Origin of the sequence: Cellulomonas fimi, from assembly GCF_028583725.1 — a bacterium.
Taxonomy (GTDB): Bacteria; Actinomycetota; Actinomycetes; order Actinomycetales; family Cellulomonadaceae; genus Cellulomonas; species Cellulomonas fimi_B.
The window spans coordinates 1,193,714-1,214,799 of record NZ_CP110680.1 but is presented as its reverse complement, the minus strand read 5'-3'; the positions used below and the strand labels follow the sequence as shown (position 1 = coordinate 1,214,799).

The window sequence follows — 21,086 nt, the reverse complement described above, 5'->3', positions numbered from 1 at the left end:
GGCGTCAGCCTGCCACCGCGTCCGCGCCGGGGAGCGCGACGCCCGCCCAGCGGTCGCCGACCGCCCGCACCGTGACGACCCGCTCGCCCGCGGCGGCGTCCTCGTCGTCGGCGGGGTCCACCCCGCCGCGCGGGCGCACGACCGTGACCTCGAGCCGGTCGGCCGCGAGACCCTCGACCCACCCCTCGCCCCACTCGACGACCGTGACGGCCTCGTCGAGGCTCGAGTCGAGGTCGAGCGCGTCGACCTCGTCGAGCGACGACAGCCGGTACGCGTCGACGTGCACGAGGCCGGGCCCGCGCGTGCCGTCCTCGCGCGCGAGGGGCGGGTGCTCGCGCGCGATGATGAACGTCGGCGACGCGACCTGGCCGCGCACGCGAAGCCCTACGCCGATGCCCTGCGTGAGCGTCGTCTTGCCCGCGCCGAGGTCGCCGGTGAGGACGACGAGGTCGCCCGCGCGCAGCACCTCCGCGAGCGCGCGGCCGTACGCGCGCGTCGCGTCGCTGTCGGGCAGGTGCACCGTGGCCGTCGGGCCGGTGGTCACGGCGTCGGTCATCGGGCCACCTCCGTGGTGAGGGCGGGCGTGTCGCCCGCGACGGTGCCGGGCGTCCCGGCGTCGGTCGTGCCGCGCTCGCTCGCGGCGGGCGTCCCGGCGGCGCCGGTGCGCTCCGCGTCGCTGTCGACGTGCACACGCGGCACCCGGGCGCCGACGCGCGTGACGATCTCGTACGAGATGGTGCCGGCGGCGCGCGCCCAGTCCTCGGCGGTCGGGCCACCGTCGCGCCCGGTGCCGAACAGCTCGACGCGGTCCCCGGCGACGTCGCGCGCGTCCGGGCCGAGGTCGACGACGACCTGGTCCATGCACACGCGCCCGGCGACGCCCAGGGTGCGCCCGCCGACCCGCAGCGGCCCGCCGGACCGGTCCTGCGTGCCCGACGCGTGCCGCGGCACACCGTCGGCGTACCCGACGGGCACGACGCCGACGACCGTGTCGTGCGGGGTCACGTACTGGTGCGCGTAGGAGATGCCGTGGCCCGCCGGGACGGCCTTGACGGTCGCGAGCTCGGCCTCGAACGTCATCGCGGGCACGAGCCCGAAGTCCTCGGGCCCGCCGAGCTGCGGTACGGGCGACAGCCCGTAGACAGCGATGCCGGGCCGCACGAGGTCGTGGTGCACCGCGGGGTCGGTGAGCGTCGCGGCGGAGTTGGCGAGGTGACGGACCTCGACGTGCGCGCCCGCGGCCTCGACGGCCCGGACGGCGTCGGCGAACACCCCGGCCTGCGCACGCACGGTCGGGTGCGCGGGCTCGTCGGCGAACGCGAGGTGCGACCACACGCCGACGACCTCGACGACGCCCTCCGCCTGCGCGCGCAGGGCGGCCGGGAGCAGCGCGTCGAGATCGGCGGGCGTCAGGCCGTTGCGGCCGAGCCCGGTGTCGACCTTGAGGTGGATCCGCGCGGTCCGGCCGGCGGCGCGCGCGGCGGCGACGACCTCGTCGAGCGCCCACGCGGCGGCGACGGACACGTCCACGTCGGCCTCCACGGCTTCCCGCAGCGGTGCCCCCGGCGCGTAGAGCCAGGTGAGCACGCGGGCCCCGACGATCCCCGCGCGCCGCAGCGCGACGGCCTCCGCGACCTGCGCCGCCCCCAGCCACGTCGCGCCGCCCTCGACGGCCGCCTGCGCGCACGGCACGAGCCCGTGGCCGTAGGCATCGGCCTTGACGACGGCCATGACCTGCGCGGTCGGCGCGTGGGCCGCGAGGCTGCGGACGTTGCCGCGGATCGCGGCGAGGTCGACGACGGCACGCGCGGGGAACTGGCTCACGGCGCCCAGTGTCGCACCCGCGCCCGCGTCCGCCCGTCCGCTCCGACCGACGCCGCACCCCGCCTCGGCTCGGCTCCGCGCAGCCGACCCGGGGCCGGTGACCGGAACCGGCCCGCGAGCGGTCACCAGACCCGGGTCGGCGGTCTGCGGCACCGGGTCGGGGGCCGCGGTGCAGGGGACGGGGCGCCGCGGCCGTTCACGACGGGCGGACCAGCACGTCCGCGCGCGGCGCGGTCGCCGCGACCAGACGGGCGTTGCGCTCGTCGGGTCCGTGCGCCCACGCGCGCGCCGCGTCGGCGGGCTTGCCGAACGCCTCGTGCCGGGCGACGAGCCGCGCGAGCCGCAGGTCGTCGTCGGGGGCGACGAACCACGCCTCGTCGAGCAGCCCGGCCACGGGCGCGAACCCGTGCGCGTCGAGCAGCAAGTAGTTCCCCTCCGTGACGACCAGCGGCACGTCGGACGGCACGCGGATCGCGCCGGCGACCCCGTTGCGCAGGTCGCGGCGGTACTCGGGCGCGTACACGACCTCGTCGGGGTGCGGGTCGCGCAGGCGCCGCAGCAGCGCGACGAAACCGGCCGCGTCGAACGTGTCGGGCGCGCCCTTGCGGTCGGCGAGGCCGAGCCGCTCGAGCTCCGTCTGCGCCAGGTGGAAGCCGTCCATGGGTACGACGACCGCGACGTCGGGGTACGCGGCGGCGACCTGCGCGGCGAGCGTCGACTTCCCCGCGCCGGGTGCGCCCGCGATGCCGAGCAGCGTGCGGCGGCCGGTCGCGAGCAGCCGGTCGACGCGCGCCGCGAGGTCGCGGTCGAGCGTCGTGGCGGAGGCCGTCACGCGGCCCGCCCGAGCAGGTCGGCGACGGTCCCGGGCAGGGCGTGCGCGACCGCGAGCGCGGTGACCGGCCCGCCGGAGCTGGCCCGCTCGGCGGCGCGTCCGTGCACGAGCGCGGCCGTCGCCGCGAGCGCGGGGGCGAGCGTCGGGTCGCCGTGCACGTCCTCGACACGGCCCGCGAGCAGCGCCCCGAGGAGCCCGGCGAGCACGTCGCCCGCACCGGCGGTCGCGAGCCACGGGGGCGCGTCGGACTGCGCGTAGACGACGCCGTGCGACCCGACGACGACGGTCGTCGCGCCCTTGAGCAGCACCGTCGCACCGGTGCGGTCGTGCGTCTCGCGCGCCCACCGCAGCGGCTCCGCCTCGACGTCGGCCCGCTCGACGTCGACGCCGCGCTGCGCGAGCAGCCGGGCCGCCTCCCCGGCGTGCGGCGTCAGGACGACGTGCGCGCCCACGCGCTCAGGCAGCAGGTCCAGCGCGCCGGCGTCGACGACCGCCGCCTCCCCGCGGTGCAGGACACCCTCGAGCGCCCGCTGGACGCGCCGCCGCTGGGCCGCGTCGTCGGGCGAGACCCCCGGGCCCAGCACCCACGCCTGCACGCGACCCGGGCCGACGACGACCTCGGGCCGGGCGGCGAGGACCGCGTCACCGGCGTCGCCGACGTAGCGGACCATGCCGACGCCCGCGAGCGCCGCGCCCGACGCGGTGAGCACCGCGGCACCCGGGTAGGTGCGGGTGCCCGCCACCACCCCGACGACGCCGCGCGAGTACTTGTGCGCGTCGCGCGCCGGCACGGGCCACAGCGCGGCGGCGTCGTCCGGGCCGAGCGACACGACGTCGGGACGGTCCGGCAGGTCGAGCCCGAGGTCGACGACCTCGACCCGCCCGACCGCCGCCGCGCCGGGCGGCAGCAGCAGCCCGGGCTTCGCGCCGCCGAACGTCACCGTGAGGTCCGCGTCGAGCACCGGTCCGGGGCGCGCGCCGTCGTCGACGCCGATGCCCGACGGCAGGTCGACCGCGACGACGACCGGGCCGTCCGTGTGGGCGGTCGCGGCACGGACCTCCTCGGCCAGCGCGGCGACCGGTCCGCGCAGGCCGCCGCGCGCACCGATCCCGAGCACGCCGTCGAGCACGGCGTCCGCCGCGACGACCTCGTCGACCGCGTCCGCGACCGCCACCGTCGGCCAGGGACCGCGCGCGGGGGACGCGTCGTCCGCCAGGGTCCGGACCGTGCCGCCCGCGGCACGCAGCGCCGCCAGACCGCCGTCGTGCAGCCGGTCCGCCGTCGCGAGCACCAGCACGCGCGCACCGCGCCGCGCGAGCAGCGCACCCGCGTGCAGCGCGTCTCCCCCGTTGTTCCCGGCTCCCGCGAGGACGACGACCCGAGCCCCGCCGAAGCGCGCGCGACGCCGCACGACCTCGCGCACGACCGCGACGTGCAGCGCGAACGCCGCCCGCTCCATCAGCGGGACGCCCGCGGCGAGCAGCGGCTCCTCGGCCGCACGGACGGAGGCGGCGTTCCACGACAGCAGCACGAGTCTCATCCTGGCGCGCCCGCAGGTAACGTGCCGAGCATGCGCTTCGGACTCTTCATCCCCCAGGGCTGGCGGCAGGACCTCACCGGCATCGAGCCCCGTGACCACTGGTCCGTCATGAACGGCCTCGCCCAGCACGCCGACCAGGGCGACGCGTTCGACTCGATCTGGGTCTACGACCACTTCCACGCGGTGCCCGAGCCCAACGGCGAGGCGACGCACGAGGCGTGGAGCCTCATCAACGCGTACGCGGCGACGACGTCGCGCGTGAAGCTCGGCCAGATGTGCACGTGCATGGCGTACCGCAACCCCGCGTACCTCGCGAAGGTGGCTGCCACCGCGGACGTCATCTCCGGCGGGCGCGTCCAGATGGGCATCGGCGCCGGCTGGTACGAGCACGAGTGGCGCGCCTACGGCTACGGCTTCCCGCGCGCGGGCGAGCGGCTCGCGATGCTCGACGAGGGCGTGCAGATCTTCAAGCAGCTGTGGACGAACGGCGTCGCCACCTTCGACGGGAAGCACTACCAGGTCGACGGTGCGCAGCTCGCACCGCTGCCCCTCCAGGTCGACGGCCCGCCGCTGTGGATCGCGGGCGGCGGCGAGCAGAAGACGCTGCGCATCGCGGCCGAGCACGCGCAGTTCACCAACTTCGACGGCCACCCCGAGGTGTTCACGCACAAGTCCGAGGTGCTGCGCGGCCACTGCGAGGCGATCGGCCGCCCGTTCGAGGAGATCACGCGCTCGTCGAACTTCAACGTCGTCATCGGCGAGACCGAGGCCGACGTCGACGACCGCATGGCCTGGGTCGAGGAGCACCTGTCGCTGACCGTGCCGAACAAGGCCCCCGAGGTCGCCGAGGAGTTCCGCAAGGGCGTGCTCGTCGGCACCCCGGAGCAGCTCGTCGAGAAGCTGAAGCACCTCGAGACGCTGGGCATGACCTACGCGATCACGTACTTCGCCGAGGCCGCCTACGACCGCTCGGGCATCGAGCTCTTCGAGCGCGAGGTCGTCCCCGCCCTCCGCTGAGCCGCGCCACGCCGGTCACCGGCGCGCCGCGGTCAAGACCGGCGGCGCGCCGGCCGATGTCCCGGACGTGACCTCACCGAGCACCGCCCGCTGGCCGACCGCTGCACCGCCGTCGGCCGGAGGCTCGCCCGACGCCGTCGCCGCGTGGACCGTGGCCGCGCGACAGGCCGACGAGCCGGCGCTCGCTGTCGCCCTGCACGAGGCCACCCCGCCCGGGGCCGTGCCTGCCGACGAGGCACGGTGGGACGCCGTCGCGCACGCGGCCGACCTGCTGGTGCTGGGGCGACCCGACGAGGCGCGCGGCGTCCTCGACGTGGCCGGGGTCGCACCGCCCGACGGCGACGCGGTGGACGGCGGTCACCTGGTGCTCGCCGCCGTCCACGCCGCGCTCGGTGCCGACGACGCCTGGCGCTGGCTGCTCACCACGACCAGCCGGTACGGACCCGCGGTCGCCTCGGCGCGTCTCGTCGCCGCGGCAGCGGACGCCCGGGGCGACGTCGCCGCCGCCGACCGCGCCTGGGTCGAGGTGTGCGCGAGCGGCCGTGCCTCGACCGCGACCGTCGCGCGCGCGGCGGTCGCGGAGATCACGCACCGCCCACGCGAGGACCACGACGCGCTCGGGCAGGTCGTCGGCGCGTGGGCGGGAGCGACGGTCGCCGTCGACCCCGTCGCGCCCGGACGGATGGCGCTCACGGTCGCCGACGGCCTCGTCGCACGGGGCGACACGGCGGGCGCCCGCCTGCTGCTGCGTGCCGCCGCGATGCTCACGGGCGAGTCGACCGAGCTCCGGGCACGCCTGCGCTCCTTGAACCCGCGCAGCACCCGCCACCACGTCCTGGTGACGGTGGCCGCGGTGCTCGGCCTGGTCGCCGTCACCGCGGCGACGTGGGTCACCACGGGCCGTCCGCACGCGCTGCCGTTCTGGGGTGCGGTCGCGCTGTGGGTCCGGTTGATGCCGCTGCCCGGGCTGAGCCGTGCCGAGTCCCGGCTCTGGCGCGGCATGCGCGGCTGGACCTACGACGCGGACCGCGACGGCCCCTCGCAGGGTCACCCGCACGCGACGCTGTACGTCGTGGTGGGCATCCTCGCCGCGATCGTCGGCTGGGCCGTCGGCATGGGCGCCGGGGCGGGCATCGCCGCGGCCGTCGGGGGCGACGCCGGGACCGCCGGGTACTACTCCTCCGACGTCGCGTTCTTCGTGCCGCTCGGGACGACGGCGCTCGTCGTGACGCTCGCGGTGCTCGCCGCGCGCGTCGTGACCCGCCACGTGACGGCCGGCCGCGCGCGGCGACGCGCCCGGTCGCTCGCCGCGCAGCAGGAGGCCGCCGGTGCGGCGTGCCGCTGCTGGTCGGACACGTGGCTCCGGGGACCGCTCGCGGCGTCGTACGCCGCCCACCACCTGCTCGCCACGCCGATCGGCGCGCCCGTGCCCGACGGGGACGTCCGGCGCTGCCCCGCCACGGGGATGCTCTGGCTCACCGGTCCGCTGGCCCTCGGCGGCCTGTCCGTCGCGCTGCGCGGCCCGGCGGCGACGTCCGTGCCACCGGCGTCGCCGACCGGCTTCTACCTCTGAGCGTCAGTCGCGCTCGGCGACCACGACCGCGGACGCGATGCCCGCGTCGTGCGAGATCGACAGGTGGAACCGGGCGACGCCGAGCTCTGCGGCCCGGGCCGCGACGGTCCCGGTGACCTCGAGCACCGGCTGCGCGCCGGCCGTGCGCGGCACCTGCGCGTCGTGCCAGTGCAGCCCGGGCGGGGCGCCGAGGGCCTTCGCGAGCGCCTCCTTGACGGCGAACCGTGCGGCGAGCGACGTCTCGGGCATCTCCCGCTCGGCGGGCGTGAACAGCTTCGCGCGCAGCGCGGGGACGCGGTGCAGGGTGTCGACGAACCGCGCGATGTCGACGACGTCGATGCCGACGCCGACGATCACGCGCGCTCCCCGCGGTCGAGGATCCGCCGGGTCACTCGACGGTGACGGACTTGGCGAGGTTGCGCGGCTGGTCGACGTCGAGGCCCTTCGCGGTCGCGAGCTCGCACGCGAACACCTGGAGCGGCACGACGGCGAGCAGCGGCGCGAGGAGCGTGGGCGCCTGCGGCACGTAGAACACCTCGTCGGCGTAGGGGCGCACGGCCTCGTCGCCGTCCTCGGCGATCACGAGCGTGCGGGCGCCGCGCGCGCGGATCTCCTGGATGTTCGAGACGACCTTCGAGTGCAGCGAGTCGCGCCCGCGCGGCGACGGGACGACGACGAACACGGGCTGGCCGGGCTCGATGAGCGCGATCGGGCCGTGCTTGAGCTCGCCGGCGGCGAAGCCCTCGGCGTGGATGTAGGCGAGCTCCTTGAGCTTGAGCGCGCCCTCCATCGCGACGGGGAAACCGACGTGCCGGCCGAGGAACAGCACCGACTGCGTGTCGGCCATCCAGCGGGCGATCTCGCGGACGCGGCCCGAGCGGTCGATGACCTGCTGGATCTTGTCCGGCATGGCGCGCAGCTCCGCGAGGATCGACGCGACCTCGTCGGCGAACTTGTTGCCGCGCAGCTGCGCCAGGTAGAGGCCCAGCAGGTACGCGGCCGTGATCTGCGCGAGGAACGCCTTGGTCGACGCGACCGCGATCTCCGGGCCGGCGTGCGTGTAGAGCACGGCGTCGGACTCGCGCGGGATCGTCGAGCCGTGCGTGTTGACGATGGCCAGCACCTTGGCGCCCTGCTCGCGCGCGTGCCGGACGGCCATGAGGGTGTCCATCGTCTCGCCCGACTGCGACACCGCGACGACGAGGGTCTGCTCGTTGACGACGGGGTCGCGGTACCGGAACTCGTGCGCCAGCTCGACCTCGACGGGGATGCGGCACCAGTGCTCGATGGCGTACTTCGCGACGTGCCCGGCGTAGGCGGCGGTGCCGCACGCGATGACGACGATCTTGTCGACGGACCGCAGCACCGACTCGTCGATGCGGATCTCGTCGAGCACCAGGCGGCCGTGCGCGTCGGTGCGGCCCAGCAGCGTGTCCGCGACGGCGTGCGGCTGGTCGTGGATCTCCTTGTCCATGAAGGAGCGGAAGCCGCCCTTCTCGGCCGCGGCGGCGTCCCAGTCGACGGTGTAGCGGCGCGCGTCGGCGGGCTTGCCGTCGAACCCGGTGACGGTGACCTCGGTCGGCGTGATCGTCACGACCTGGTCCTGGCCGAGCTCGAGCGCCTCGCGGGTGTGCGCGATGAACGCGGCGACGTCGGAGCCGAGGAAGTTCTCCCCCTCGCCGAGGCCGACGACGAGCGGCGAGTCGTGCCGGGCACCGACGACGACGTCGGGGGCGTCGGCGTGCACCGCGAGCAGCGTGAACGTGCCGTGCAGCGTGCGCGCGACCTCGGTGACGGCCTGCGTGAGGTCGCCCGTGCGGTCGTAGGCGCGCGAGACGAGGTGCGCGGCGACCTCGGTGTCGGTCTCGGACGTGAACTCGACGCCCTGCGCGAGGAGCTCGGCCTTGAGCGTCGCGAAGTTCTCGACGATCCCGTTGTGGATCAGTGCGAGGCCGCCCGAGACGTGCGGGTGCGCGTTGACGTCGGTCGGGCCGCCGTGCGTCGCCCAGCGCGTGTGGCCGATCGCCGCGGTCGCCGCGTCGAGCGGGTGGGCGTCGAGCTCCTCGACGAGGTTGGCGAGCTTGCCGGCCTTCTTCGCGGTCTCCAGCTCACCCTCGGGGCTGACGAGCGCCACCCCGGCCGAGTCGTACCCGCGGTACTCCAGGCGCCGCAGACCTTCGAGCACGACCTCCAGGGGACGGTCGCTCGCTGTCTGAGACCCGACGTAGCCCACGATTCCACACATGGCCGCGAGTCTATCCGCCGCGCGACGGGCTCCCGGGGGCGCGTGGGGACCGTCACGGTGTGCGCACGACGCCCCGGCGGACGCGTGACCGTCCACGAGCGCCTGCGCGTCGCCGCTCGTGCGGCGCGTGTCACCGACCGGGCCGGCACCACCGCCGACGTCCGGCACAATCGTCCCGTGCCACCGTCGCTCACCCCGGCCACGCCGTACGTCGACCTGGACCGCGACGCGTGGCGTCGGCTCTCCGCCTCGACACCGCTCCCCCTCACCGACGCGGACGTCGACCGTCTCGCGGGGCTCGGCGACCCGATCGACCTGGCCGAGGTCGACGCGATCTACCGCCCGATCTCGCGCCTGCTCGACCTCCACATCGAGGCCACCCGCGGCCTGCACGCCGCGTCGAGCACGTTCCTGCGCGAGGACGTCGGCGGGACCCCGTTCGTCATCGGCGTCGCCGGGTCGGTGGCCGTCGGCAAGTCCACGACGGCGCGCCTGCTGCGCGAGCTGCTGGCGCGCTGGCCCGCGACGCCGCGCGTCCAGCTCGTCACCACCGACGGTTTCCTCTACCCGAACGCCGAGCTCGAGCGCCGCGGCCTCATGGACCGCAAGGGCTTCCCCGAGTCGTACGACCGGCGCGCGCTGCTGCGGTTCGTCTCGAAGGTCAAGGCCGGGCGCCCCGAGGTCCGGGCCCCCGTCTACGACCACCTGACGTACGACATCGTCCCCGGCCGGGAGATCGTCGTGAACCGGCCTGACGTGCTCGTCGTGGAAGGGCTCAACGTGCTGCAGCCCGCGCGCCCGACCAGCGAGGGCACGTCGAACCTGGCGGTGAGCGACTTCTTCGACTTCTCCATCTACGTCGACGCGCGCACGACCGACATCCGCCAGTGGTACGTCGACCGGTTCCTGCGCCTGCGCGAGACCGCGTTCGCGCAGCCCGAGTCGTACTTCCACCGGTACGCGTCGCTGTCCGACGACGAGGCCGTCGAGCGCGCCGAGCACATCTGGGACTCGATCAACGCGCCCAACCTGCAGCAGAACATCCTACCGACGCGCAGCCGCGCGACGCTCGTGCTCACGAAGGGCTCCGACCACTCCGTCGAGCGGGTGCGCCTGCGCAAGCTGTGACGCTCAGCGGCCCGACGGCGGCCCGGTCGGCGCGACCCGCTCCACGGGGAACGCGGTCGTGTCCGTCTCGTCCAGGGCGTCGAGCGCGGACAGCACGTCCGCGACGGGCGCACCGCACGCGTCGGTCGGCCACACCGGACGCACCGCACGCCCGAGCGCGTCGACGAGCCACAGCACCGTCGGCACGGCACCGGACGTCTCGCACGCGCCCGACGGCTCCTGCGACGGGCGCTCGAGCGCCGCGAGGAGCGGCGCGAGGTCGCCCTCCCGGCGGCTCTCCGTGACCGCGGCCCAGGTGCCCGACGCCGACTTGAGCGTGCCGGACGCCGAGCAGACGAGGACGCTCGCGGGCGCGAAGTCCTCCGGGACCGCGCCGGGCGTCGCTGCGGTCCCCGTCGCGGGCGCCGACGCCATCGCGTCGTCCAGCACGAGCCCGAGCTCGCGCACGACCTGCGGGTCGAGGCAGTCGGCCTGGACCGCGACGCGCGCCTCCGGCTGCCGCGTCACCGTCGGTGCGCCCGCGCAGCCGGCGACCGCCGCGAGCAGCAGGGCGGGCGCGACGAGGCGCGCGCCGCGCGCCCACCACCGTCCCGGTTCCGGGTACGCGGGTCTGTCGTGCTGTGCCCCTGCCATGTCTGCCCCCTGTCGCGTGGCCCCACGGACAGCAGGCCGTGAGGGCCACACGGGTCGCGGGGAGTGCCGACTCCCCTGTCGACCCGAGACGAGCGTAGGCACGCTCGCGCGCGCTCGGCGCGGTCGACACCGGATCGTTAGCAGGCGCGGTCGGATCGTGAGCAGACCGTGACCCGGCGGTCAGGCGACGGCGTCGTCCTCGGCCACGGCGCGCCGGTGCGTCGAGGCGTCGACGCCGCGCAGCGGGACGGCCGGCGCGTGGTGCACGCGCTCCCGACGGCGCTGGGCGAGCGTGTGGTACCGGCGCAGCACCCAGTCGATGACGATGCCGAGCAGGATGCCGCCGATCACGCCCACGACGACCGCGAGGATCGGGTTGTGGCCCAGCCACGCCGCCGCGCCGATGCCGATCGCCGACGAGTAGATGCCCCACGTGATCGCGGCGAGCGCCGCGAGCGCGCTGAACCGGCGCCTGCTGTAGCCGAGCGCACCCGCGGTCATGTTGACGGCGACGCGTCCCACGGGGATGTACCGGGCCGCGATGATGAACGACGCACCCCGGTGCTCCAGCGCGCGTTCCGCCCAGTCGATCGCGGCCTGTGCGCGCGCCGAGCGCAGGAAGCGCACCTCGCGCACCTTGACCTTCGTGCCGATCTGGTACGCGATCTGGTCACCCGTGAACGCGCCCGCCGCGGCGACCAGGATCACGAGGGGCAGGCTCGGCTCCCCCTGCGCGACGGCGAGGGCGGCCAGCGCGATGACGATCGACTCGCTGGGGATGGGCGGGAAGAACCCGTCGATCGTCGCGAAGAGGTACAGCACGACGAAGACCCACGGTGAGCCCACCAGGGCCAGCACCCATGCCTCCACGCGTCCTCCAGGTCGTCGGGCGCCGACCTGCGGATCGGCGTCGTGACTCCCACGGTAGGACCCTGACGGCGCCGCCGATATAGGGGACACCCCCGGATCATCCCTGAGGTCACCCCGAACGAGCCGTCGGGTGCAGGCCGGCGACGACCGCCTCCCCCCGTGGGGGGAGGGCCGCTCGACGGCGCCTCCGCCGCGCGCCGGTGGACGCGGTCAGGACGTCGCGCGGGGCTCCGCGACCCGGTCCGGGCCCGGCGTCGCGTCCACGTCGTGCCCGGACTCGGCCGCGTCGAGGGCCACGGACCTGCTCGCCGGAGCGTCGACGTCCGCCGCCTCGTCCGGGTCGGCGACCGGGACGCCGTCGTCGGACGGCCCGTCGGCGTCCGCGTCCGCCGCTGCGGCGTGGGCGCCGACGCGAGGAGCCGCCGGAGCGGGACCGACGTCGCGCTGCCCGCCGTCCGCCGGACGGCCCTCGCGCGCCGCGTCGTCCGTGGGCGCGTCGCCGTCGTCCGGTGCACCGTCCTCGGGCACGGCGCCGAGGTCGAAGCCGAGCGCGCGCGCCGCCGTCTCCGGACGCGGCTCGCTCGCCCAGCGCAGACCGAGCGCGTCCGCGGCCGAGAGCGAGCGCAGCTCGGCGCGGTCGAGGTAGAGCACGCCGCCGAGGTGGTCGGTCTCGTGCTGGACGATCCGCGCGGGCCAGCCGGACACGACCTCGTCGATCGGCCGGCCACGCTCGTCGGCGCCGACCAGGTGCACGTGGCGCGGCCGGGCCACGACGGCCTGGTAGCCGACGACGCTGAGGCAGCCCTCGTAGAACGCGACGCGCTCGTCGTCGACGGGCGCGTAGCGCGGGTTCACGAGGACGCGGAACTCGAGCGGCGACCGCTCGCGGACCTGACCGACGTCGCCGTCGGGCGGTCCGGAGTCCTCGATCACCGCCACGGCGACGGGCAGCCCGATCTGCGGCGCCGCGAGCCCGACGCCGGGGGCGGCGTGCATCGTCGCGCGCATGACGTGCACGAGCGACTCGAGCTCGTCGTCCGCGAGCTGGCCGTCGTACGGCAGCGCCTGGGCGCGCAGCACCGGGTGGCCGGCCTGCACGATCGGCACGGTGCCGGTGCCGTGGGCGGCGTCGAGGAGCCGCAGGACCAGGTCACGCAGGGCGGCGTCCCGCTGCCGCGCCGACCCGGTGGTGCTCACAGGGCGAGCCGCGCGGAGACGACGTCGGCGAGCTCGCGCGCCACGCCGTCGGCCTCGGTCTGCGTCGCGGCCTCGACCATGACGCGCACGAGCGGCTCGGTGCCCGACGGGCGCAGCAGCACGCGACCCGTGTCGCCCAGCCGTGCCTCGGCGGCACGCACCGCGTCCAGCAGCGGCTCGTCGGTGCCGGCGCGGCCCTTGTCGACGCCGGACACGTTGACGAGCGTCTGCGGCAGCCGCTGCACCACGCCCGCGAGCTTGGCCAGCGGCTCGCCGGTCTCGGCGACCCGCGCCGCGAGCTGCAGCGCCGTGAGGACGCCGTCACCGGTCGTGGCGTGCGCGGCCATGATGATGTGACCCGACTGCTCGCCGCCGAGCGCGTACCCGCCGGACCGCATCGCCTCGAGCACGTAGCGGTCGCCGACCGCGGTCTCGACGGTGCGGACGCCGCGATCGCGCATCGCGAGCCGCAGGCCGAGGTTGCTCATGACGGTCGTGACGAGCGTGTCGTCGGTGAGGGTGCCCGCGTCACGCATGGCGAGCGCGAGGACGCCCATGATCTGGTCGCCGTCGACGAGGTTGCCGTCGGCGTCGACCGCGAGGCACCGGTCGGCGTCGCCGTCGAACGCGACGCCGAGGTCGGCCTCGGACGCGACGACCGCGGCGAGCAGCTGCTCGGGGTGCGTCGAGCCGCACTTCTCGTTGATGTTCCGGCCGTCGGGCGAGGCGTTGATGACGACGACGTCGGCGCCGGCCTGCCGGAGCGCCGCGGGACCGACCTCGCTGGCCGCGCCGTTCGCGCAGTCGACGGCGATGCGGAGGTGGCCGAGCGACGGGCGGATCGTCGAGACGAGGTGGTCGACGTAGTCGTCGCCCGCGCGGCCCGTGTCGAGGCGGATGCGCCCCACGGCGGCGCCCGTCGGGCGGTCCCACTCCTCGCCCATGCGCGCCTCGATCGCGCGCTCGAGATCGTCGTCGAGCTTGTGCCCGCCGCGCGCGAGGAACTTGATGCCGTTGTCGGGCATGGGGTTGTGCGACGCGGAGAGGACGACGCCGAGGTCGACGCCGAGGTCCGCGGTGAGGTACGCGACGGCCGGCGTGGGCAGCACGCCGACGTTGACGACGTCGACCCCTGCCGAGGCCAGACCGGCGGCGACGGCGGCGGCGAGGAACTCGCCCGACGCCCGGGAGTCGCGGCCGACGACCGCGCGCGGCCGGTGCCCCTCGAACGCGCCGCTCGCACCCAGCACGTGCGCCGCGGCGACGGACAGGTCGAGCGCGAGCTCGGCCGTCACGTCCCGGTTCGCCAGTCCTCGCACCCCGTCGGTGCCGAACAGTCGGGCCATCTCTGCAACTCCTTGTCACGCGACGTCGTCGGCGCGCCCCTGCGTCCCCGCCGTCTGTCCTGCCGTGCTCACGATCCCGCAGACACCGATGGCCCCGCAGGTCTTCCGACCGACGGGGCCATCGGGTGAGGCGCTGAGATCAGCGCTTCGAGTACTGCGGAGCCTTGCGGGCCTTCTTGAGACCGGCCTTCTTACGCTCGACCACACGGGCGTCACGCGTCAGGAAGCCGGCCTTCTTGAGGGCCGGGCGGTTGTGCTCGGCGTCGATCGCGTTGAGCGCGCGGGCGATGCCCAGGCGCAGCGCGCCGGCCTGGCCGGAGACGCCACCGCCGGTGATGCGCGCGACGACGTCGAAGCGACCCTCGACGTCCACGAGCTTCAGCGGCGAGTTGACGAGCTGCTGGTGCACCTTGTTCGGGAAGTAGTCCTCGAGCGTGCGCCCGTTGATCTTCCACTGGCCGGTGCCGGGCACCAGGCGCACGCGGGCGATGGCCTCCTTGCGGCGGCCGAGGGCCTGGCCGGGGGCCGTGATGGACTGACCGCGACCCTGGGGGGCCGCCGTCTCGCTGGTGTAGCTGGTGGGCGTCTCGTCGCCCTCGAGGTCGATGTCGACCGTGGTCTCTGCCACTGGTGTCCTCGGTTCCTGTCTTCTCTTACGCGCGGCGGCCGTCAGGCCTGCTGCGCGACCTGGGTGATCTCGAACGGCTTCGGCTGCTGGGCGGCGTGGGGGTGCTCGCCACCGGCGTAGACCTTGAGCTTGCCGAGCTGCTTGGCAGCGAGCGAGCTCTTGGGGAGCATGCCGCGGACGGCCTTCTCGATCGCGCGCTCCGGGTGCTTCTCGAGGAGCTCGCTGTACCGCGTCGCCCGCAGACCACCCGGGTAACCCGAGTGGCGGTAGGCGAGCTTGGTCTCGCGCTTGTTGCCGGTGAGGGCGACCTTGTCCGCGTTGATGACGATGACGAAGTCGCCGCCGTCGACGTGCGGAGCAAAGGTGGCCTTGTGCTTGCCGCGCAGCAGCGTGGCCACGTGGGTGGCCAGGCGGCCGAGGACGACATCGGTCGCGTCGATGACGTACCAGGTCCGCTCGACGTCGCCGGGCTTCGGGGTGTACGTACGCACGGGTCGTAAGCCTTCGTTCGTTGTGTCTGCATGTCACGGTCGTCGCGCGAGCGGCGCCGTGGAGGGCTGTCGGAGCATCCCTCCGGCGAGTGGGAACCGCACCGGGACGCCACCGCAGCGCTCAGGTGAGAAGTCCGGGCGCGCGACAGGGGACGCACAACAACGCACAAGACTACCTGCGGGCCGGAGGGACGGTCAAAACAGGTGGCGTCGACTGCGCCACACCGTCGACCCGCCGCCGCCACGCTCCCCCGAACCGCGGGTCATCCCCGGTGGAGCACGCGTGCCGCCCGCAGCACCCGGTCGGTGAGGTCGTCGAGCATCGGCGTCCGCAGCGCCCAGTGCTGCCAGAACAGCGGCACGTCGAGCCACCGGCCGGGCGCCACGTCGACCAGCGCACCCGCGGCGCGCTCGGCCGTCGCCGCCTGCTCCGGCACCATGCCCCAGCCGAGGCCCGCGCGCAGCAGCGCGACGAACGCCCCCTGCTCGGGCGCGAAGTGCAGCGGAAGCGGGACCCGCGCACCGGCGACCTGGTGCACGAACGCATGCTGAAGCCCGTCGGCGCGGTTGAACGCGACCGCCGGCACGCGCCCGAACGTCTCCGCGAGCGACGCGGGCGCCGCGTCGCGGTCGGCGAACCACCGGTCCCGGACACGCGGGGCCGCCAGCGCGACGTACCGCATCGCGCCCAGCGGGCGGACGCGGCACCCCTGGACGGCGCGCCGCTCCGCCGTGACCGCGGCCGCGACCGTGCCGTCACGCAACAGCTGCGCCGACAGGTCCTGGTCCTCGCGGCGCAGGTCGACGAGCACGTCGTCGGGCAGCCCCGCGAGCGCCGCGGGGAACCAGGTCGACAGCGAGTCGGCGTTGACCGCGACCGCGAGCCGGCGCCGGCCGCCCGGCTGCTCCCCCGCGACCGCGCCGAGCTCGGCGAGCGCGTCACGCGCGAGCACGTCGACCTGGCCGGCGAGCCGGACCAGGACCTCCCCCGCGGCGGTCGGGAGGCACGGGCGCGTGCGCTGCACCACGACGCCGCCGACCTGCTGCTCGAGCGCCTTGATCCGCTGGCTCACGGCCGACGGGGTCACGTGCAGCGACCGGGCGGCTGCGTCGAAGCTGCCCTCGTCGACGACCGCGGCCAGCGTGCGCAGGTGCTCGGCGTCGAACGTCATGAAGCGATGCTAACCATCCGACAGAAACCTGAACTGGTTTTCACATGCCGTCCCGACCTAGCGTCGAGGCATGCTCCCCGCGGTCCTCACCGGCTTCCTCAGCGCCCTGTCGCTCATCGTCGCCATCGGCGCGCAGAACGCCTTCGTCCTGCGCCAGGGTCTGCGCCGCGAGCACGTGCTCCCCGTCGTGGCGGTGTGCGCCGGTGCGGACGCGCTGCTCGTCGCCGCCGGGATCGCCGGTCTCGGGGCGCTCGTCGACGACCGCCCGGCCGTCCTGCGCGTCCTCCGGTACGCGGGCGCGGCCTTCCTGCTCGTCCTCGCGGTCGGCGCCGCGCGACGGGTCGCCCGCCCGCAGCACCTCGACCCCGCGACCGACGGCCCCGCGCGCCGCTCCGCGGTGCTCCTCACGTGCCTCGCGCTCACGTTCCTCAACCCGCACGTCTACCTCGACACCGTCGTGCTGCTCGGCGGTCTCGCGCAGCAGCATCCGGCCGCGGGCGGCTGGGCGTTCGGCGCCGGCGCGATCACCGCGAGCGTCGTGTGGTTCACGGCGCTCGGCTTCGGCGCCGGACGGCTGCAGCCGCTGTTCGCGCGGCCGCGCGCCTGGCAGGTGCTCGACGGTGTCGTCGCGGCCGTCATGGCGACGCTCGCCGTGCTGCTGGTCGTCGGCGGCTGAGCCGCGACCGGCACGGGCGCCTGCCGGCGGGCCTACGCGTCCGCGCGCGGCGGCTGGCGGTGGCTGGGCAGCAGCGGCTGCAGGTCCGCGACGGGCACGACGTTCGCGTACCGCCCGCGACGGGCACGCGCCCGGTCGACGAGCGTGCCGAGCGCGTCCTGCAGCGCCGCGCGCTGCGCCTCGGCCACCCGGTGCCGCTCGTCGGCGAGCAGGTGGTCGCTGAAGTCGCAGCGGTCGAGCGACAGGTCGCCGAGCTGACGCATGAGCACGCCCGACGCGAGCGCGATGCGCTCCAGCGCCTGCGCGCACCGCTCGAGCTCCTCCTGGTCGTCCGTGTCGGTCAGCTGGACGTGCGAGAGCCACTCGGCGAGGGTGCCGAGCGCGGCCGCGTCGTCGACCCGCGCAGGGCGGTGCACCCACGGGACGCTCGTGTTCGACATGGCGTCATTGTGCGCCGCACCCACCCGCCCGGGCGGGTGAGAAACGTCGAAACGCAGGACGGACGTCCAAGGTCGTACGGCAACCGGGTGACGGCCGCTGGGCCGACCGGTCGACGCCCGTCGGGGGAAGCGCTCACCACCCCGCCGTCAGCGCGCGCGCTCCACCCGCGCGGTGTCCCACACCGGCTCCGGGGTCTCGACGACCGACCCGTCCGCCGCGAACACCAGGAAGCGGTCGAACGTCCGGGTGAACCACCGGTCGTGCGTGACGGCGAGCACCGTCCCCTCGAACGCGGCGAGCCCCGCCTCCAGCGCCTCCGCCGAGTGCAGGTCGAGGTTGTCCGTCGGCTCGTCGAGCAGCAGCAGCGTCGCGCCGCCGAGCTCGAGCAGCAGGATCTGCAGCCGCGCCTGCTGCCCGCCCGAGAGCGTCTCGTACGTCTGCTCCGCCTGCTCCACGAGCTCGTACCGGTCGAGCGCACGGCTCGCCTGCTCACGTCCGAGGCCCGACCGGTGCGCGTCGCCGCGGTGCAGGATCTCGAGCAGGGTCCGCCCCACGAGCTCCGGGTGCGCGTGGTTCTGCGCGAACCACCCCGGCCGCACGCGCGACCCGAGCACCACCGTCCCCGTGTGCCGGACGGGTGCCACCGCGGTCTCCCCCGCGGGCTCGTGCTCCGGGCCCGGGTCCGAGCCGCCGGCCGCGAGCAGCCGCAGGAAGTGCGACTTCCCGGACCCGTTCGACCCGAGGACCGCGACGCGCTCGCCGAACCACACCTCGAGGTCGAACGGCTTCATCAGCCCCGTGAGCTCCAGACCGGTCGCGACCACCGCGCGCTTCGCCGTGCGCCCGCCCCGCAGCCGCACCCGCACGGACTGCTCCCGCACCTTCACCATCGGCGGCCCGGCCTCCTCGAACTTGCGCAGCCGCGTCTGCGCCGCCTGGTACCGCGACGCGAGCCCGTCGTTGAACGCCGCCTTCGTCTTGAGCGTCAGCACCAGCTCGCGCAGCTTCGCGTGCTCCTCCTCCCAGCGCCGCATGAGCTCCTCGAGCCGCGACCGCCGGTCCTCGCGTGCCTGGTGGTACGTCGCGAACCCGCCGCCGTGCACCCACACCGACGCGCCGACCGCCGTCGGCTCGAGCGTCGCGACGTGCGTCGCCACCCGCGCGAGCAGCTCCCGGTCGTGGCTCACCAGCAGCACCGACTTCGACGACGCGACCAGGCGGTCCTCCAGCCACCGCTTCGTCGGCACGTCGAGCGCGTTGTCCGGCTCGTCGAGGAGCAGCACCTCGTCCGGGCCGCGCAGGAGCGCCTCCAGCACCAGGCGCTTCTGCTCGCCGCCCGACAGCGTCCGGACCTCACGGTGCTGCGCACGCTCGAACGGCACCGACAGCACCGCGTCCGTCACGCGGTCCCAGCCCGCCTCGGCCTCGTAGCCGCCGACGTCGGCCCAGTCGACGAGCGCCTGCGCGTACCGCAGCTGCGCGGGCTCGTCGTCGACCTCCATGATCCCCAGCTCGGCGGCGGCGAGCTCGACCGCCGCGTCCCGCACCGCGGCCGGCGCGAGCGACGCGAGCAGATCCCGCACCGACCGGTCGTCGTCGATCCGGCCCACGTCCTGCCGCATGACGCCCAGCCCGCCGCTGCGCTGCACCGACCCGGCGTGCGGCTGCTCGTCGCCCGCCACGATCCGCAGCAACGTCGACTTGCCCACCCCGTTCGGCCCGACGAGCGCCACGCGCGCCCCCTCGCCGACGCGGAACGTGACGTCGTCGAGCAGCGGACGCCCGTCGGGCAGCACGTAGCCGATGCCGCCGATGTCGAGATGACCCATGCCGCACAGTCTGACCGCCCCGCGCGTCACCGCCGAACCGCATTCCGGCCGCGTCCCCTGGCGCGGCGTCGCGGCCGGTGCGAGGGTCGGACCATGAGCGACGAGACACCTGCCACCCGGACCGATGCCGCGCTCGGCAGCGAGGGCGACACCGACCAGCTCCCCGGCGAGGACACCCTCGTCGAGCGAGGCGTCGACGACCACCTCGACGAGGGCTACACCCCGCCCGAGCGCGACCGACCCCGCTCCACCCACTACGGGGAGACCCACTGGGAGGAGGAGCACCGCGAGACGATCGACCAGCGGATCGAGCAGGAGGAGCCCGAGGTCTGGGAGGCGCGTCCGCGCGTCACCGGTGACCGCGAGGAGCTCCGCGCCGGTCGCCTCGTCGCCGACGACGACGCCGTCGAGTCCGGGGTCAACGACACGTTCGCGGTCGACGCGGGCGTCTCCGGTGGTGCCGCGAGCGCCGAGGAGGCCGCCGTGCACCTCATCGAGGAGGAGTACGTCGACGACCGGTACTACCAGGACGAGGACGACGACCGCCCCTGAGGCGCCTCAGCAGCACCCCGGCGTCGGGTCGACGTCGTGCGCCTCGCGGCGCGCGCGGGTCCGCACCGCGCGCGCCGCGAGCTCGTCCTCCGCGGGGTAGCCGACCTCCTCGAGCGTGAGGCCGTGCGCCGCGACCACGTGCGCGCCCGCGTCCCGACGACGCCCCGCGAGCAGCTCCGCGGCCCACCCGACCGGGCGGCGCCCCTCCCCCACGGCGACGCACGCGCCCACGAGCGCGCGGACCATCGAGTGGCAGAACGCGTCCGCCTGCACGGTCGCCACGACCAGCCCGGCCTCGGCGCCGTCCGCCGGCCGGGACCACGAGAAGCGCTCGAGCGTGCGGATCGTCGTCGCGCCCTCGCGCGGCTTGCAGTAGGCCGCGAAGTCGTGGCGCCCGACCATGGAGCCCGCCGCCGCGTCCATCGTCTCGACGTCCAGCGGCCGCCGGTGCCACAGCACGTGCGCGCGGCTCAGCGGGTCGCGTGCGCCGGAGTCGTCGCAGATCCGGTAGGCGTAGCGGCGGCGCAGCGCCGAGAACCGCGCGTCGAACCCGTCCGGCGCGACCGTCACGCGGTGCACCACGAGGTCGGGGGGCAGCACGCCCGCGAGCCGCGAGACCAGCGCGGCCTCGGCCGTCGGCGCCGACCGGCCGCGCGCCCCCTCCAGCACCGTCGCGTCGACGTCGACGTGGGCCACCTGGCCGCGCGCGTGCACGCCCGCGTCCGTGCGCCCCGCGACCGTCACGTGCGGCGCCGGGACGCCGTGCGCGGCCGTGCGCAGCACGACCGCCAGCGCGTCCTCCAGCACGCCCTGCACCGTGCGCAGCGCGGGCTGGCGCGCCCACCCGCTGAAGCCCGTGCCGTCGTACGCCAGGTCGAGCCGCAGCCGGGTGGCGCCCGCCGCCGCGCCGGCGCGGTCGACGCCCGGCCGCACGGTCGGGTCGACGCCCGGGTCGGTGGACAGCCCGACGCCCGGCTCGGCGGTCGGGGCGGCGGTCGGGTCGGTCGCGGGCGCGGTCACGGGGCACCACGCTAGTCGGCGGCACCGGACCGGCCGGCGCGCCGTGCGCCCGGCGCCGGGGCTAGCGTGAC

Annotated in this window: 22 protein-coding genes; 6 read left to right on the top strand and 16 right to left on the bottom strand. The window is 75.6% G+C overall.

The window, feature by feature from the left end; translation table 11 throughout:
* Positions 1-4 precede the first annotated feature (4 nt).
* The 4 genes from tsaE to OOT42_RS05595 form a co-directional block, all read right to left on the bottom strand.
* A complete protein-coding gene (gene tsaE / locus OOT42_RS05610; RefSeq protein WP_273653918.1) occupies positions 5-556 on the bottom strand; it encodes a tRNA (adenosine(37)-N6)-threonylcarbamoyltransferase complex ATPase subunit type 1 TsaE in 552 nt (183 codons plus the stop codon).
* Positions 553-1,824: an alanine racemase gene (gene alr / locus OOT42_RS05605; RefSeq protein WP_423775965.1), complete on the bottom strand. Its 1,272-nt coding sequence runs from the start codon at positions 1,822-1,824 to the stop codon at positions 553-555. Before alr ends, tsaE begins: the two co-directional genes overlap by 4 nt.
* A 196-nt stretch (positions 1,825-2,020) precedes the next feature.
* On the bottom strand, positions 2,021-2,656 hold the full coding sequence (locus OOT42_RS05600; RefSeq protein ID WP_273653917.1) for a nucleoside/nucleotide kinase family protein: 636 nt from the start codon (positions 2,654-2,656) through the stop codon (positions 2,021-2,023).
* On the bottom strand, positions 2,653-4,197 hold the full coding sequence (locus OOT42_RS05595; RefSeq protein ID WP_273653916.1) for an NAD(P)H-hydrate epimerase: 1,545 nt from the start codon (positions 4,195-4,197) through the stop codon (positions 2,653-2,655). Before OOT42_RS05595 ends, OOT42_RS05600 begins: the two co-directional genes overlap by 4 nt.
* 30 nt (positions 4,198-4,227) lie before the next feature.
* Here OOT42_RS05595 and OOT42_RS05590 point away from each other — a divergent pair, with 30 nt between their 5' ends.
* Positions 4,228-5,214 (top strand): LLM class F420-dependent oxidoreductase, encoded by a 987-nt coding sequence (locus OOT42_RS05590; protein WP_273653915.1) that lies wholly within the window; start codon positions 4,228-4,230, stop codon positions 5,212-5,214.
* Positions 5,215-5,281: 67 nt separating this feature from the next.
* Complete coding sequence (locus OOT42_RS05585; RefSeq protein WP_273653914.1) at positions 5,282-6,787, top strand: hypothetical protein; 1,506 nt, start codon at positions 5,282-5,284, stop codon at positions 6,785-6,787.
* 3 nt (positions 6,788-6,790) lie between these two features.
* Here OOT42_RS05585 and OOT42_RS05580 read toward each other — a convergent pair whose 3' ends face one another.
* Positions 6,791-7,144, bottom strand: a complete 354-nt coding sequence (locus tag OOT42_RS05580; protein ID WP_273653913.1) for a holo-ACP synthase — start codon at positions 7,142-7,144, stop codon at positions 6,791-6,793.
* A 31-nt stretch (positions 7,145-7,175) separates the two neighbouring features.
* A complete protein-coding gene (glmS, locus tag OOT42_RS05575) occupies positions 7,176-9,032 on the bottom strand; it encodes a glutamine--fructose-6-phosphate transaminase (isomerizing) (RefSeq protein WP_273653912.1) in 1,857 nt (618 codons plus the stop codon).
* A gap of 177 nt (positions 9,033-9,209) precedes the next feature.
* Here glmS and coaA point away from each other — a divergent pair, with 177 nt between their 5' ends.
* Positions 9,210-10,160 carry a type I pantothenate kinase gene (gene coaA / locus OOT42_RS05570; RefSeq protein ID WP_273654786.1) on the top strand — a complete coding sequence of 317 codons (951 nt, stop codon included), beginning with the start codon at positions 9,210-9,212 and terminating at the stop codon, positions 10,158-10,160.
* A gap of 3 nt (positions 10,161-10,163) precedes the next feature.
* Here coaA and OOT42_RS05565 read toward each other — a convergent pair whose 3' ends face one another.
* From OOT42_RS05565 to OOT42_RS05535, 7 genes are all read right to left on the bottom strand, one after another.
* Positions 10,164-10,793: a hypothetical protein gene (locus OOT42_RS05565; protein WP_273653911.1), complete on the bottom strand. Its 630-nt coding sequence runs from the start codon at positions 10,791-10,793 to the stop codon at positions 10,164-10,166.
* 180 nt (positions 10,794-10,973) lie between these two features.
* Positions 10,974-11,663: a DedA family protein gene (locus tag OOT42_RS05560; RefSeq protein WP_273653910.1), complete on the bottom strand. Its 690-nt coding sequence runs from the start codon at positions 11,661-11,663 to the stop codon at positions 10,974-10,976.
* 210 nt (positions 11,664-11,873) lie between these two features.
* Complete coding sequence (locus tag OOT42_RS20225; protein WP_337251888.1) at positions 11,874-12,860, bottom strand: peptide deformylase; 987 nt, start codon at positions 12,858-12,860, stop codon at positions 11,874-11,876.
* On the bottom strand, positions 12,857-14,206 hold the full coding sequence (gene glmM / locus OOT42_RS05550; RefSeq protein ID WP_273653909.1) for a phosphoglucosamine mutase: 1,350 nt from the start codon (positions 14,204-14,206) through the stop codon (positions 12,857-12,859). Before glmM ends, OOT42_RS20225 begins: the two co-directional genes overlap by 4 nt.
* Positions 14,207-14,345: 139 nt before the next feature.
* Complete coding sequence (rpsI, locus tag OOT42_RS05545) at positions 14,346-14,834, bottom strand: 30S ribosomal protein S9 (protein ID WP_162352728.1); 489 nt, start codon at positions 14,832-14,834, stop codon at positions 14,346-14,348.
* A gap of 41 nt (positions 14,835-14,875) precedes the next feature.
* Positions 14,876-15,325: a 50S ribosomal protein L13 gene (gene rplM / locus OOT42_RS05540; RefSeq protein WP_124343458.1), complete on the bottom strand. Its 450-nt coding sequence runs from the start codon at positions 15,323-15,325 to the stop codon at positions 14,876-14,878.
* A 263-nt stretch (positions 15,326-15,588) separates the two neighbouring features.
* Entirely contained in the window at positions 15,589-16,497 is a 909-nt protein-coding gene (locus OOT42_RS05535; protein ID WP_273653908.1) for a LysR family transcriptional regulator ArgP, read from the bottom strand.
* A gap of 70 nt (positions 16,498-16,567) precedes the next feature.
* Between OOT42_RS05535 and OOT42_RS05530 the strand changes: the two genes are divergently transcribed.
* Positions 16,568-17,173: a LysE/ArgO family amino acid transporter gene (locus tag OOT42_RS05530; protein ID WP_273653907.1), complete on the top strand. Its 606-nt coding sequence runs from the start codon at positions 16,568-16,570 to the stop codon at positions 17,171-17,173.
* A gap of 32 nt (positions 17,174-17,205) precedes the next feature.
* On the opposite strand, the gene OOT42_RS05525 is transcribed toward OOT42_RS05530, so the two are convergent.
* Complete coding sequence (locus OOT42_RS05525) at positions 17,206-17,613, bottom strand: hypothetical protein (protein WP_273653906.1); 408 nt, start codon at positions 17,611-17,613, stop codon at positions 17,206-17,208.
* Positions 17,614-17,760: 147 nt separating this feature from the next.
* Entirely contained in the window at positions 17,761-19,443 is a 1,683-nt protein-coding gene (locus OOT42_RS05520; protein WP_273653905.1) for an ABC-F family ATP-binding cassette domain-containing protein, read from the bottom strand.
* A gap of 93 nt (positions 19,444-19,536) precedes the next feature.
* Between OOT42_RS05520 and OOT42_RS05515 the strand changes: the two genes are divergently transcribed.
* Positions 19,537-19,995: a DUF5709 domain-containing protein gene (locus OOT42_RS05515; RefSeq protein ID WP_273653904.1), complete on the top strand. Its 459-nt coding sequence runs from the start codon at positions 19,537-19,539 to the stop codon at positions 19,993-19,995.
* Between the two features lie 6 nt (positions 19,996-20,001).
* Here OOT42_RS05515 and truA read toward each other — a convergent pair whose 3' ends face one another.
* Complete coding sequence (gene truA, locus OOT42_RS05510; protein WP_273654785.1) at positions 20,002-20,928, bottom strand: tRNA pseudouridine(38-40) synthase TruA; 927 nt, start codon at positions 20,926-20,928, stop codon at positions 20,002-20,004.
* On the opposite strand from truA, the gene OOT42_RS20285 reads away from it, so the two are divergent.
* Positions 20,813-21,085 carry a glycine zipper domain-containing protein gene (locus OOT42_RS20285; protein ID WP_423775964.1) on the top strand — a complete coding sequence of 91 codons (273 nt, stop codon included), beginning with the start codon at positions 20,813-20,815 and terminating at the stop codon, positions 21,083-21,085. The two genes, truA and OOT42_RS20285, sit on opposite strands and share 116 nt — an antisense overlap.
* Position 21,086: the final 1 nt, after the last annotated feature.